Genomic DNA, 11,913 nt, shown 5'->3' with positions numbered 1-11,913 from the left:
CGACCCGGGCCGCAGCCTCGCGGGGGAATCCATGAACCAAACCGCCAAGGTCGTCGGACTCATCAGCGGGGGACGCCAGTTCCCGGTGCTGGTGGCGCGCGGCGTCAAGGACGCCGGGCATCGCCTTGTGGTGGTGGGCTTCAAGGGGCACACCAACCCCGAAGTCTACCCCCTGGCCGACGTGTCCTGCGAGCTCAAGCTGGGACAGCTGGCCAAGCTGCTCGACTTCTTCAAGGAAAACAAGGTGGAAGAGGCCATGATGGCCGGGTCCATCAACAAGCCGGGGGTCATGGACATCCGGCACCTCGACGCCCGCGCCGTGAAGCTCATCTTCTCCCTCAAGGGCAAGGGCGACGACGCCATCCTGCGCGCCTTCACGACCCTGCTCGAATCGGAAAGCATCACCGTTGTGCCGCCCCAGGCCTATGCGCCGGGCCTCATGACCCCGCCGGGCGTGCTGGGCCGCCGCGCCCCGGACGAGCGCGAATGGTCCGACCTGCGCGCCGGGGCCGCCATGGCCCGCGAACTCGGGCGCCTGGACATCGGCCAGTGCGTAGTCCTGCGCGAGGGCATCGTGGCAGCCGTGGAGGCGCTGGAAGGCACCGACGCCGCCATCAAGCGCGGGTGCGAGCTTGCCGGAGCGGGCTGCGTCGTGGTCAAGGTGGTGAAGCCCGGCCAGGAGGAGCGCGCAGACCTGCCGAGCGTCGGCCTGGACACGGTGCGCCTCATGGCCAAGGCCGGGGCCACCTGCCTGGGCGTTGAGGCCGGCAGAAGCCTGTTCTTCGATCTGGAGTCCACTGTGGCCTTCGCAGACAAGGCGGGGATCGCCCTTGTCGGGCTTGAGGGGCTCGGCAACGCCGCCCCTTCCTCCTGACCCCCGGCTGCTCCCTGCGCCAGAACCGCATCCCAGCGGCGGTCGACCTTGCCGGGGCGGCGTGAAACAGCTATAGCACAAGTCGCGGGCAGCCGTCTGGCGCCGCAATGTCAAACGTCTCTCGAGGCACAAGGCGAGCTGACCCAATGCGCCGGAAACTGCTGCTCCTCCTCCTGTGCGGACTGACCGCGTTCGTGCTCCTCCTCGGAGGCGCGGTGCTGTACGTCTCGCGCTACATGAGCACCCCGGAGTTCCGCGCGGAATTCGCCCGGCTCCTGCAGGACGCCACGGGCCAGACCGTGAGTCTTGAGGGCGAACTCGGGGTCAGCGTGTTCCCCTGGCTGGGAATCTACGCGAACGGCATCACCCTGGGCAACGCGCCGGGCTTCGGCCCGGAACCCATGCTCAAGGCCAACTCGCTCTCGGCGCACATCAGGGTCATCCCGTTGCTTCGCCGCCGCCTGTCGCTCGACATGGTGGAGTTCATGGACGCCGAGGTGTCTCTGCGCATCGACCCTGCGGGGACAGGCAGTTGGGAGGCGCTGGTCAAGCGCATCCGCGAGGGCGAGACGGCCCTGGGCGCGCAGGACACCAAGTTCCGCAAGGTGGTCATCAGGGGCGTGCGCATCAAGGGCGGCAAGGCCACCCTGGTCGATGACAAGCGCAACCAGTCCTACGTGGTTTCCGATCTGAGCCTGAGCACCGGGCGCATCGAGAGCGGCAAGCCCCTGGCCTTCGCCTTGAGCTGCTCCTTCCATTGGCCCCGTCCCGGCCTGGACAGCCGCCTGGACGTGACGGGCAAGGTGCACTGGGATGAAGCGCAGAGCCGCCTCCACCTGAGCGAGACCGTGGCCCAGGGGACCGTCGGCGGCACCTTCATGCCGGAGAAGGAACGCTGGGCCGAGGTCGCCACCGGTGTGACCCTGGAGAACGACGAGAAGGACCTGCACCTGTCGAACCTGCGCATCAAAATTTTGGGCGCGGATCTTGCGGGCGAGCTGACCTTTGTGGACTTTCTGGACCGTTTCGAGATGCGCGGGCGGGTGGTGGCATCCCGCGTGAGCCCGCGCGCGGTCATCAACGCCTATTTCCCGAACACCATCCCGCCGGAGCACCAGGGCGTGCTTTCAAGCGCCGAAGGCCCGGTGGAGCTCTTCGCCAACGAGGACGAGATGCGGTTCCAGAGCGAAGGGTTCAAGCTCGACGCGTCGCGCATCAAGGGAAAGCTGCGCCTCGGCTTCGGCGACAAGCCCGGGCTGGACTTTGATTTCGCCGCGGACCGCCTGGATGCCGACGCCTACGCCGCGGCGTTTAGCACCAACGCCACGGGCAAGCCTTTGTTGGTCGAAGACCTGCCACTGGACTACCTGCGCGGCGTGACCGGCAAGGGGCTCGTCAAGGTTGAGACGCTCAAGCTCGCAGGCGTCACCGCCCAGGAGGCGGAGCTCTCGTGGGCCGCCTCGGAGGGCAACCACCGGGCGGACCTCAGGCCGGCCAAGGCCCAGGGCGGCCTGTTCGCCGGGGAGCTGGCGGCGGTCTTTGCCGGAACCCCGCAGGCCCCAACGCTGGGTGTGAATGGCGGGCTGCGGCTGGAAGGCGTCGACGCGCGCCATGTGCCCTGGCTCGGAAAAGCGGAGGGCGGCCTGTCCGGCCGGACTGAGGCGCGCGTTCGGGCCGAGGTGCGCAAGGCCCTGGCCTCGCCCAAGGAGAAAGTGTCGCAGTTGCTTCGCCGGGCCACCGGCGAGGCCTTCCTGAGCATCGGGCCGGGCAGCCTGGACTTTGGCAAGGCCGCTGGCGCGGGCAAGGCAGCGGGCAAGGGCAAGAGCATGGCCTATTCGTCGCTCTCCGCCCAGGCCCGGTTCAGCCCGGCCTTGGCGGGGAACGCGGACTGGGCGCTCCAAGCGGATGGCTCCCTTGCCATGACGGGCACAAAGCCCGTGCTGAACCTGGACGGCAGATTCTCGGCCCTGGCTCGGCCCGGCCAGAAGGGTGGCGTGGCCCTGTCCGGCCTGAGCCTGTCCGGGCGCCTCAAGGGCTGGTTCCTGCCCAGGCGCGAGAATGAGGCCAGCTTTGCGGGCAAGGGCGGCGCGGATTTCTCCACCCAGACCCTGACTCTCACCAGCGCCACCGCCCAATCGTGCGGCCTGAACCTGGCGGGCAGCCTCTCCGGCACGCAGATACTCGGCTCCGGCTACAGCCTGAGCGGCCACGTGCGCTGCCTGGACGGCGACCCCAGGCGCGTGGTCTCGGCCCTGGACATGAAGCCGCTCAAGCCGTCCGACCGCAAGGTGATGACCCGCGTCACCGGCGAGGCCGACATCGTCTTGACCGCCAAGGGCGTGTACCTGACCAACCTCAATGCCCAGGTGGACGACACCGGTGTGCGCGGAACCTACTCCGTGACGGACTTTGACGCGCCGAGGCAGTCCTTCGTCCTGCAGGCCAACCAGCTCGACCTGGATCGCTACCGGGCCGCTCCGGAGCCAGTGGCCAGGGGCTCGGCCAAAAGCGACCAGCGCCCGGCCCCGGAGCCTTTGCCGGTGGAGGATCTGCGCAGCCTGAACCTGGACGGCACGATCGCCTTCCGCAGCCTCAAAATCCATGGTCTCACGGCGCGCCGCCTCAAGGCGACCGTTGCGGCCCAGGGCGGCACCTTGACCGTCAAGCCGCTCGCCGCGGAGTTCTATGGCGGGGAGCTCAACGGCGAGATCACGGCCCAGGCCGTGCAGCAGGACATGCGGCTGCATGTGGTCCTGGCGGCCAAGGGCTTCCAGGCCGGGGGCTTCATGTTGGGCTGGGTGGGCAAGGAGTACGTCACGGGCCGCACTGACCTGACCCTGGACCTGACGGGCGCCGGAGACACGGACACCGAGTATCTCAAGACGCTTGAGGGAGCAGCGGCCTTCAAGATCATCGACGGCTCCTACACGCTTTCGGGCAATGCCGACACGACGCAGCAGAGGCGCGCCGCGCCCCCCGGGGCCACGCCCCAGGCTGGAGCGCAACGCCGCGTCGGCACGCCGTTCTGGCAGGCCGGGGCAAAGTTCTCGGTGTCGAACGGGGTGTTCCGGAACAGGGATTTCCGCCTGGAGGGGCCGGACAACATCGTCACCGGCCGGGGCAGCTTCTCCATTGCCGACGACACCATCAACGTGAACCTGAACGCCAACATGCCCGGCGTGCCGGACGTGCCCATCAAGGTCTACGGGCGGCTCAAGGACCCGGAGATGAACATCCGGGCCGGGATGCTGCTGAACAACACGCTCAAGGAAATACTGGGCATCCCTCTCAAGCCCATAAAATTCTTCAAGGATCTGCTGTTCTAAGCAGCGCGCGAGAGGAGCAGGGGAGGAGCATGGTCAAGGGGAAAGTTGGGAAGGTCAGGGGCCGCGTGGCGCGCCATTTCCGGCAGGAAATCTGGAGCAAGGAGCTGGCCGGGCTGGACCTCTGGCGGCGGCGGGCCTACATGGCCTCTCGGGTGCTGTACATGGTGGTGACTGGATTTCTGGCCGACCATTGCATCATCCGGGCCTCGGCGCTCACCTTCACCACCATCCTTTCCATCGTGCCGCTGCTGGCCGTGGCCTTCTCCATCTCCAAGGGTTTCGGCCTGCAGAACGCCGAATTCTTCCGCGACTTCCTCATGGGCGTGTCCGCCGGGCGAACCGAGGTCGTGGACAAGATCCTCCAGTACATCGGCAACACCAACGTCAAGACCCTCGGCTGGATGGGCGTGGGCGCGCTTCTGCTGACCGTGTTCACCACGGTGAGCAATGTGGAGCGCGCCTTCAACACCATCTGGGCGGTGAAGAGGGGCCGCACCAATTGGCGCAAGTTCACGGACTTCTTCTCCATCATCGTCATCTGTCCGCTGGTGGTGCTCATCGCCGCCAGCTTCTCCGTGGCCATGCAGAAGACCGGCGTGGTGCACGCCTTCGTTACCAACCCGGCCTACGACTGGCTGGAAAAGCTCCTGCTCAAGGGCGTGTCCCTGGTCTTGGTCTGGGTGGGCTTCACTTTTGCCTACGCCTTCATCCCCAACACGCCGGTCAGGCTCAAGTCCGCCGCCCTGGGCGGCGTCATCGCCGGCACGATGTGGCAGATAGCCCAGTGGGCCTACATCAACTGGCAGATCGGCTTCACCAAGTACAACGCCATTTACGGCAGCTTCGCCCAGCTCCCGTTGTTCCTGGTCTGGCTGTACATCAGCTGGGTGCTGGTGCTCCTGGGCGCGGAGATCTCCTTCGCCGTCCAGCGCGTGCACTCCTACGTGCGCCGCGGCCTCTCCGAGAGCCTGAGCCCGCTCTCGCGCCAGAAGACGGCGGTGCTGGCGCTGGCGCACCTGGCCACGCGCTTCCAGACCGGCCAGGCGCCGCAGCCTCTTTCGGAAACCGCGCAGGCCCTTCGCCTGCCCGAGGATGTGCTGGGCGGGGTGCTGGATATGTTGACCCAGGCGGGCATGACGGTGGAGATCGGCGAGGAGGAGAACCGGGGGTATGGCCTGGCCGTGTCGCCCGAGCTGATCCGGCTGGCGGATGTGGCCGCGACCGTGCTGGAATGCGGCAACGGGGACGACTGCGACGTGCTCCTGGCAGACGACGGCCGTGTGGACGCGCTGTTCAAGACCTTTGCCCAGGCCATGCGTGAGAGCCAAGCCAACGTGACGCTGGCGGAGTTCGTGCGCAAGGACGCGGAAACGTTGCTGGTGGAGAAGATACTGGTGGTGGGCGAAACCTAGTAGGAAAACGGGTACTTGCGCCCGTCTTTCTCGTAGGTCTTGATCTTGTCGAAGTCGAAGTCCAGCAGTTCCAGGTCGTGCTCCTTCTTCGGCTTGCGCGCAAGGCGGCAGGCCACGAGTCCCAGGGCGACAACCGCGCCCAGCACCCAAAGAGAGAGTTCGATCATGACAGCCTGTTCCTCCGGTTTCTAAACCTGTGTGACTCGCAGTCACTACACCCCAGGGAGGGTAGGCTGTCAATGCCTTCCGGGCCTTTGGACGGGAGAAAGAGCGTTTCGCACGGCATTGACAGCGGGCGCGGGCATTCCCTATGAGTCTTCAATGAGCGCCGCACAACATCCTACGCCCAGGCAGACCCCGCACGAGGTCTTCGCCGGCTATCTCGCGGCGAACAGCCTCAAGATCACCCCGCAGCGCAGGCTCATCCTCGACATCTTCCTGGGCGAGCCGGGCCACGTCTCCTCTGAGGAACTCTACGCCAAGGTCAAGCGCCGCGACCCGGCCATCGGTCAGGCCACGGTGTACCGCACGCTGAAGCTTCTGGCCGAGTGCGGCCTGGCCCAGGCCGTGAGCTTCGCCGACAGCATCACCCGCTACGAGCCGCACTTCGGGGTGGAGCACCACGACCACCTCATCTGCGAGGGCTGCGGCCGCACCATCGAGATAGTGGACCCGGTCATCGAACGCAGGCAGGAGGAACTGGCGGGGCGCTACGGCTTCTCGCTGGCGCGGCACAAGATGGACCTGTATGGCCTGTGCCCTGATTGCCGCACGGACGTGAAGAAGGCCTGAGATCCCGCCGGAGAGCCCTAGTTCGCCGCCGCCGGGTGCGCCCTGAACGGCGTGCCCAGGTAATGGAACACGAACTTCGCCACCTCGCTCACCACCGCCGAGGCCGAGCCCTGGTGCCTCCACCAGATCTTGTCGAAGCGCTCGTAGGGCGTGAGCGGCATGATGAGCTCGTGCTGGCGCAGAATGCCCGAGAGGATCATCTTGGCCCGGCGGCAGTGGTAGGGCGAGGTGACGACGAGGAGGGTCTTGGGCTCTGGCCCCAGCTCCCGGGCGAGGCTCTCGCCCTCCTCCACGGTGCTCATGTGGTCCTTGCCGAACAACTGCAGCACGCCTGGGGGCACGCCCTTGGCGCGGAGCACCTGCTCCATGGCTTCTATCTGGGTTTTGCAGGAGAAGCCCAGGTCGCACAGCACGTCGCGCTCCCCCTGGTACGGGCGTCCCAACATGATCACGGGCGCCATGCCCTGGTGGTAGAGGTCCGCGGCGTAAATGGCACGGTGAATGTCTCCGGCGAGAATGACGATGGCGTCGGCCTTCCTGGGCTGGTCGTCCATGCGCAGCCACCAGCCAGCCGTCAGCACCAGCGCCGTGCCGATCATCAGGCCCAGCAGCGTCAGCGCGCCGACTGCCTGGAGGAAGAGCGCCAGGTACCGCTTCATGCGCCAGTCTCCGCATCCGCTCCAGGCCGGAAGATATCTGTGTAGCGCCGCTTCAGCTCCGCGAAGCGTCCCTGTTCGATGGCCTCGCGCGCGCGGCGGGTCAGGTCGAGGAAGAAGCTGATGTTGTGCAGCGAGTTCAGGCGGTAGCTCAAAAGCTCCTGGGCCACGTACAGGTGGCGCAGGTAGGCCTTGGTGAAGGTGCGGCAGGTGTAGCAGCCGCAGTCCGGGTCCAGCGGGCTGTCGTCCTCGCGGTATTCGGCCCGGCGGATGTTCACCTTCCCGCGCGAGGTGTAGAGCGTGCCGTTGCGCGCGTTCCTGGTGGGCAGCACGCAGTCGAACATGTCCACCCCGGCTGCGATGCCCTCCAGGATGTCGAGCGGGGTTCCCACGCCCATGAGGTAGCGTGGCGTGGCCGCGGGCATCAGCGGGGTGATGTGGTGCAACATGTCGTACATCTCGGGGATGCTCTCGCCAACGCTCAGGCCGCCGATGGCGAAGCCGTCGAAGTCGATCTCGGCCAGCTGGGCCAGGCTCGTCTCCCGCAAGTCCTTGTAGAATCCGCCCTGGATGATGCCGAACAGGAGCTGGCCGTTCTTGTGCCTGGGATGCGCCACGCGGCAGCGCTTGGCCCAGCGCGTGGTCAGTTCGAGCGACTTGGCGGTGTAGCCGTGGTCCGCGCCGTAGGCCACGCACTCGTCCAGCACCATCATGATGTCCGAGCCGATGTTGTTCTGGATGCTCATGACCTTCTCGGGCGAGAAGAAGTGCTTGCTGCCGTCGATGTGCGAGCGGAACTCTACGCCTTCCTCGGAGATCTTGCGGATCTCCTTCAGGCTGAACACCTGGAACCCGCCGCTGTCGGTCAATATGGGCTTGTCCCAGCCCATGAAGCGGTGCAGGCCGCCGCGCCGGGCCAGAAGGTCGTCGCCGGGGCGCAGGTACAGGTGATAGGTGTTGCCCAGGATGATCTGCGCGCCCGCGTCGTCCAGGTCCTGCGGACACAGGCTCTTGACGGAGCCTTGCGTGCCCACGGGCATGAAGATGGGCGTCTGGATGACGCCGTGGGCCGTGGCCAGGCTTCCGCGCCGGGCGGCGCCGTCCGTGGTCTGGACGGTGAACTGGCCGAGATTGGATGCGTTGTGGGTCATCTAGAGTCCTTTGCGTGGGCAGAGCTCGGCCAGGCAGCAGTCGGCGCATTTGGGCTTGCGCGCGTCGCAGACCTCGCGGCCGAAGTACACGAGGTAGTGGTTGATGTCGGCCCATTGGGCCTGGTCGAAGAGCGGCATCAGGTCGCGCTCGATGATGACGGCGTCCCTGCTTGTTGTCAGGCCGAGGCGGAAGGCGAGGCGTGTCACGTGGGTGTCCACGGCGATGCCTTCGTTGATGTGAAACGCGCTGCCGAGCACGATGTTGGCGGTCTTGCGGGCCACGCCGGGCAGGGTGACCAGCTCGGCCATGGTTCGCGGCACCTGCCCGCCGTAGACCTCCATGACGCGCTGGGCCGCGGCCTTCAGGTTCTTGGCCTTGTTGCGGAAGAAGCCGGTGGAGTGCACCACGTCCTCAATTTCCGCCACGTCGGCCGCCGCCAGGTCGGCGATCATCGGCCAACGGGCGAAGAGCACCGGGGTCACCTGGTTCACGCGGGCGTCGGTGCACTGGGCGGCCAGCACTGTCGCCACGAGAAGCTCCCAGGCGTCGCGAAAGTCCAGGGCGGGCCTGGGGTCGGGGTAGCGGGCGGCCAGGCGGGCGAAGATGGCCTGGCTGCGCTCTCGGACGGATGGCATGGTCGGGTGCTCCTGTGCGCGCTTTGTTCTGGCGTGGGGTAGCATCCGACGAATCTGGATGCAAGCGAGGGCGAACCTGGATGCAAGCCAAGGCCGGAGCGCGGATTTCCGTTGCCACCGGGCCGGATATGTGGTTGAAAAACGGCATGCGGGGCGCTCCGACCGTTTCGGCAATGTGTTTTGGAGGACAAGGAACATCATGAAAAAATTGATGATTATCGTCGTCTGCCTGTATACTGGCCTGCTGCTTGCCTCCCTGGTCTCTGCCGATGCCGGGGCTGCGAAGCTTACGGCGGAACGCTGCTCCGGCTGTCACTCCACTGGCCGCATCTGCGAAAAGCTTGGCAACCGCACGCCCGAGGTCTGGAAGCAGACGGTCCAGCGCATGGTCTCAAACGGCGCGAACTTAACCGAGGCCGAGGCCAAGACCGTGGCCGACTACCTCGGCACGGCCAAGCCCGGGGCCAAGCCCCTCTGCCAGTAGGCGAGGAGCCAGGCCCCATGTCCGCCCGCCCGGTCGCAAGTCTGGCCGCCCGCCTGGTCTACGTCACCGCGCCGAGCCTGGCCGAGGCCGAGGCCCTGGCCCGGCTGGCCGTGGAGCGTCGGCTGGCCGCCTGCGCCAACATCCTGCCCGGAATGCGCTCGCTTTACTGGTGGCAGGGCAAGCTGGAGCAGGCCGATGAGGTGGTGCTGCTCTTGAAGACCACCGAGGCCCTGGCCGACGAGCTGACCCGGTCCATCGCGCAGGCCCACAGCTACGACTGCCCGTGCGTGGTGGTGCTGCCCATCGAGGGCGGCCACCCGGCATTTCTCGACTGGATCGCCGCCGAGACCGCCAAGCCTGACGGCACCGGCGCCACCGGCTGAACCGGCCCGCGCGGCCGACTCTTTCGAACACCCGGCGGGGCTCCCCGCACGACCTGGAGGCTTTCATGCAGCTTTACATTTCCGGTTCCCTGGCCCTTGACCGCATCATGAATTTTCCCGGCAAATTCGCGGACCACATCCTGCCGGACAAGATCCACATCCTGAACGTCTGCTTCCTGGTGGACGGCATGGCCGAATACTTCGGCGGCACCGCCGGAAACATCGCCTACAATCTCGCGCTCCTGGGCGAGAAGCCGCTCATCCTGGGCTGCGCGGGCAAGGACTTCGGGCCTTACGGCATGCGCCTGGACGACCTCGGGCTGTCGCAGGAGGGCATCCGCAAGGTGGACGACCAGTTCACCGCCGGAGCCTACATCACCACCGACCAGGCCGATAACCAGATCACCGGCTTCAACCCCGGCGCCATGCGCGAGCGCTGCGGCTACAAGTTCCCGGCCAAGCACGACGGCAAGGTCATGGCCATCATCTCCCCGGGCAACGTGTCCGACATGGTGGAGCTGCCCGAGTACTTCAAGCAGGCGGGCATCCCCTACATCTTCGACCCCGGCCAGCAGATCACGGCGCTGACCGGTGAACAGATGGCCCAGGCCATCACCGGGTCGTACGCCCTGTGCACCAACGACTACGAGCTCGAAATGGTCATGAAGGCCACCGGGCTATCCCGCGCCGAGCTCTTGCAGCGCACCGGCGCGCTGGTGACCACCCTGGGCGAGCAGGGCAGCATCATCGCCGAGGGCGACAAGGAGACCCGCGTGCCCGCGGTGAAGGTGGCCAAGGCCCTGGATCCCACGGGCGCGGGCGACGCCTTCCGCGCCGGGCTGCTCAAAGGGCTGTGCCTGGGCCAGACCCTGGCCGAGGCCGCCGCTCTGGGCGCCATCTGCGCGGCCTGGTGCGTGGAGCGCAAGGGCACCCAGGAGCACTACTTCACCCTGGACATGGTCAACGAGCAGCTGAGCACCCATTTCGGACGGAGCCTCTAGGGACGACCTGCCCGCCGTCGCCATGGGCCGGTGCGCCGGTGCGCGCCCGCTGCTTTCAACCTGAGCTTCAAGGAGGGTCCATGATCGACCTGAAGCCGGAGAGCGTTGCGGAGTACCTGCGCCAGGCCTATGGCGACGAGGCGGAGCTGCTTGACCTCGGCGCCATCGGCACCCTGGACAAGCAGGGCATCAAGCGTTTCGGCTACGGCAAGCCGCTGCTGGTGCGCTTCCGCGTGGGGGGCGAGGTGCGCGAGGGCGTGCTCTCGGTCATGCGCGGCGACAAGTACGGCCACCAGTTCTACTGGGACCGCGCGGCCATCCTCCTGTTCCAGTACGAGACGAGCGCCCTGCTGCCGCGCCATGTGCGGCCCCTGGGCCTGGGCTACGTGGACGGCCGCAACCGGCTGGTTCCGGTGTTCACCCCCCAGGAATTCTTCATCCTCAACGAGAAGCTTGAGGGCTACGACTACTTCCGCGACCTGGACCGCATCGGCCACGGCGACTTCCGTCCCGGCGACGTTGCCCAGGCCCGGACCTTCGCCGGCTGGCTGGCCGAGATCCACGCCACCCGCAAGGACGACCCGGACCTCTACTACCGGCACATCCGCAACCTGCTGGGCGCCAGCGAGTGCATCATGGGCCTCGTCGACGAGGCCTTCCCCCACCCCTGCGAATTTCTGCCCGAGGCCGACTTCATGGCCCTGGAAAAGCGCCTCATCGACTGGCGCTGGAAGCTGCGCGGCTTTTCGCACCGCCTGGCCGCGGTCCACGGCGACTTCCACCCCTGGAACATCCTGGTGGACGGCCCGGTGGAGGCGCGCAAGGGCTTCTCGGTGCTCGACCGCAGCCGGGGCGAGTGGGGCGAGCCGGCGGGCGACGTGGCCACCCTGGCGGCCAATTATCTGCTCTTCGGCCTGCTGCACGGCCAAAACAACGGCCATGACGGGGCCACGCTGGACGGCCCCTTCCTGGCCCTCTGGAACGCCCTGTTCGAGGAATACCTGGACCGCACCGGCGATGCCGAGATGCTGCGGGTCATGGCGCCGTTCTTCGTGTTCCGGGGGCTGGTCATCGTTTCGCCGGAGTGGTATCCTGACCACCCGCTTCCCGTGAGGCGGGCGCTGGTGCGCTTCTTGACCAGCGTGCTGGAGGACGACGTGTTCGACTGGCGGCACCCCAACAGGTATTTGGAGTAGGC

General features: G+C 66.8%; 12 protein-coding genes. 8 read left to right on the top strand and 4 right to left on the bottom strand.

The window, feature by feature from the left end:
- Positions 1-31 precede the first annotated feature (31 nt).
- From RDU24_RS07610 to RDU24_RS07600, 3 genes are all read left to right on the top strand, one after another.
- On the top strand, positions 32-874 hold the full coding sequence (locus tag RDU24_RS07610) for an LpxI family protein (RefSeq protein ID WP_308735157.1): 843 nt from the start codon (positions 32-34) through the stop codon (positions 872-874).
- A gap of 146 nt (positions 875-1,020) precedes the next feature.
- Positions 1,021-4,200, top strand: a complete 3,180-nt coding sequence (locus RDU24_RS07605) for an AsmA family protein (RefSeq protein WP_308735156.1) — start codon at positions 1,021-1,023, stop codon at positions 4,198-4,200.
- A gap of 29 nt (positions 4,201-4,229) precedes the next feature.
- Positions 4,230-5,612: a YhjD/YihY/BrkB family envelope integrity protein gene (locus RDU24_RS07600; RefSeq protein ID WP_308735155.1), complete on the top strand. Its 1,383-nt coding sequence runs from the start codon at positions 4,230-4,232 to the stop codon at positions 5,610-5,612.
- On the opposite strand, the gene RDU24_RS07595 is transcribed toward RDU24_RS07600, so the two are convergent.
- Positions 5,609-5,779 (bottom strand): hypothetical protein, encoded by a 171-nt coding sequence (locus RDU24_RS07595; protein WP_308735154.1) that lies wholly within the window; start codon positions 5,777-5,779, stop codon positions 5,609-5,611. The two genes, RDU24_RS07600 and RDU24_RS07595, sit on opposite strands and share 4 nt — an antisense overlap.
- Positions 5,780-5,933: 154 nt before the next feature.
- On the opposite strand from RDU24_RS07595, the gene RDU24_RS07590 reads away from it, so the two are divergent.
- Positions 5,934-6,404: a Fur family transcriptional regulator gene (locus RDU24_RS07590; protein WP_308735153.1), complete on the top strand. Its 471-nt coding sequence runs from the start codon at positions 5,934-5,936 to the stop codon at positions 6,402-6,404.
- A gap of 17 nt (positions 6,405-6,421) precedes the next feature.
- Here RDU24_RS07590 and RDU24_RS07585 read toward each other — a convergent pair whose 3' ends face one another.
- From RDU24_RS07585 to nth, 3 genes are read right to left on the bottom strand one after another with little or no spacing between them, the layout of a single operon-like run.
- On the bottom strand, positions 6,422-7,063 hold the full coding sequence (locus RDU24_RS07585) for a YdcF family protein (RefSeq protein ID WP_308735152.1): 642 nt from the start codon (positions 7,061-7,063) through the stop codon (positions 6,422-6,424).
- Entirely contained in the window at positions 7,060-8,211 is a 1,152-nt protein-coding gene (tgt, locus tag RDU24_RS07580; RefSeq protein ID WP_308735151.1) for a tRNA guanosine(34) transglycosylase Tgt, read from the bottom strand. Before tgt ends, RDU24_RS07585 begins: the two co-directional genes overlap by 4 nt.
- Positions 8,212-8,847, bottom strand: coding sequence for an endonuclease III (gene nth / locus RDU24_RS07575; RefSeq protein ID WP_308735150.1), 636 nt, complete (start codon positions 8,845-8,847; stop codon positions 8,212-8,214). It lies immediately after the preceding gene.
- A 199-nt stretch (positions 8,848-9,046) separates the two neighbouring features.
- Here nth and RDU24_RS07570 point away from each other — a divergent pair, with 199 nt between their 5' ends.
- The 4 genes from RDU24_RS07570 to RDU24_RS07555 all read left to right on the top strand — a co-directional run bounded on the left by RDU24_RS07570 (position 9,047) and on the right by RDU24_RS07555 (position 11,911).
- On the top strand, positions 9,047-9,331 hold the full coding sequence (locus RDU24_RS07570) for a hypothetical protein (protein ID WP_308735149.1): 285 nt from the start codon (positions 9,047-9,049) through the stop codon (positions 9,329-9,331).
- A 17-nt stretch (positions 9,332-9,348) separates the two neighbouring features.
- On the top strand, positions 9,349-9,714 hold the full coding sequence (cutA, locus tag RDU24_RS07565) for a divalent-cation tolerance protein CutA (protein ID WP_308735148.1): 366 nt from the start codon (positions 9,349-9,351) through the stop codon (positions 9,712-9,714).
- A 65-nt stretch (positions 9,715-9,779) separates the two neighbouring features.
- The gene (locus RDU24_RS07560; RefSeq protein ID WP_308735147.1) at positions 9,780-10,715 is read left to right on the top strand and encodes a carbohydrate kinase family protein; all 936 of its coding nucleotides are present in this window, start codon (positions 9,780-9,782) and stop codon (positions 10,713-10,715) included.
- 80 nt (positions 10,716-10,795) lie between these two features.
- On the top strand, positions 10,796-11,911 hold the full coding sequence (locus RDU24_RS07555; RefSeq protein WP_308735146.1) for a phosphotransferase family protein: 1,116 nt from the start codon (positions 10,796-10,798) through the stop codon (positions 11,909-11,911).
- Positions 11,912-11,913: the final 2 nt, after the last annotated feature.

The sequence above is a fragment of the Humidesulfovibrio sp. genome (assembly GCF_031082295.1).
Taxonomy (GTDB): Bacteria; Desulfobacterota; Desulfovibrionia; order Desulfovibrionales; family Desulfovibrionaceae; genus Humidesulfovibrio.
Note: the sequence above shows the minus strand (reverse complement) of the source record. Positions and strands in the feature narration are given on the sequence as shown.

Bases quoted from the DNA above. Each gene is read 5' to 3' on its own strand.
- RDU24_RS07610 (WP_308735157.1), top strand. From the start codon at position 32: ATGAACCAAACCGCCAAGGTCGTCGGACTCATCAGCGGGGGACGCCAG.
- RDU24_RS07605 (WP_308735156.1), top strand. From the start codon at position 1,021: ATGCGCCGGAAACTGCTGCTCCTCCTCCTGTGCGGACTGACCGCGTTC.
- RDU24_RS07600 (WP_308735155.1), top strand. From the start codon at position 4,230: ATGGTCAAGGGGAAAGTTGGGAAGGTCAGGGGCCGCGTGGCGCGCCAT.
- RDU24_RS07595 (WP_308735154.1), bottom strand. From the start codon at position 5,779: ATGATCGAACTCTCTCTTTGGGTGCTGGGCGCGGTTGTCGCCCTGGGA.
- RDU24_RS07590 (WP_308735153.1), top strand. From the start codon at position 5,934: ATGAGCGCCGCACAACATCCTACGCCCAGGCAGACCCCGCACGAGGTC.
- RDU24_RS07585 (WP_308735152.1), bottom strand. From the start codon at position 7,063: ATGAAGCGGTACCTGGCGCTCTTCCTCCAGGCAGTCGGCGCGCTGACG.
- tgt (WP_308735151.1), bottom strand. From the start codon at position 8,211: ATGACCCACAACGCATCCAATCTCGGCCAGTTCACCGTCCAGACCACG.
- nth (WP_308735150.1), bottom strand. From the start codon at position 8,847: ATGCCATCCGTCCGAGAGCGCAGCCAGGCCATCTTCGCCCGCCTGGCC.
- RDU24_RS07570 (WP_308735149.1), top strand. From the start codon at position 9,047: ATGAAAAAATTGATGATTATCGTCGTCTGCCTGTATACTGGCCTGCTG.
- cutA (WP_308735148.1), top strand. From the start codon at position 9,349: ATGTCCGCCCGCCCGGTCGCAAGTCTGGCCGCCCGCCTGGTCTACGTC.
- RDU24_RS07560 (WP_308735147.1), top strand. From the start codon at position 9,780: ATGCAGCTTTACATTTCCGGTTCCCTGGCCCTTGACCGCATCATGAAT.
- RDU24_RS07555 (WP_308735146.1), top strand. From the start codon at position 10,796: ATGATCGACCTGAAGCCGGAGAGCGTTGCGGAGTACCTGCGCCAGGCC.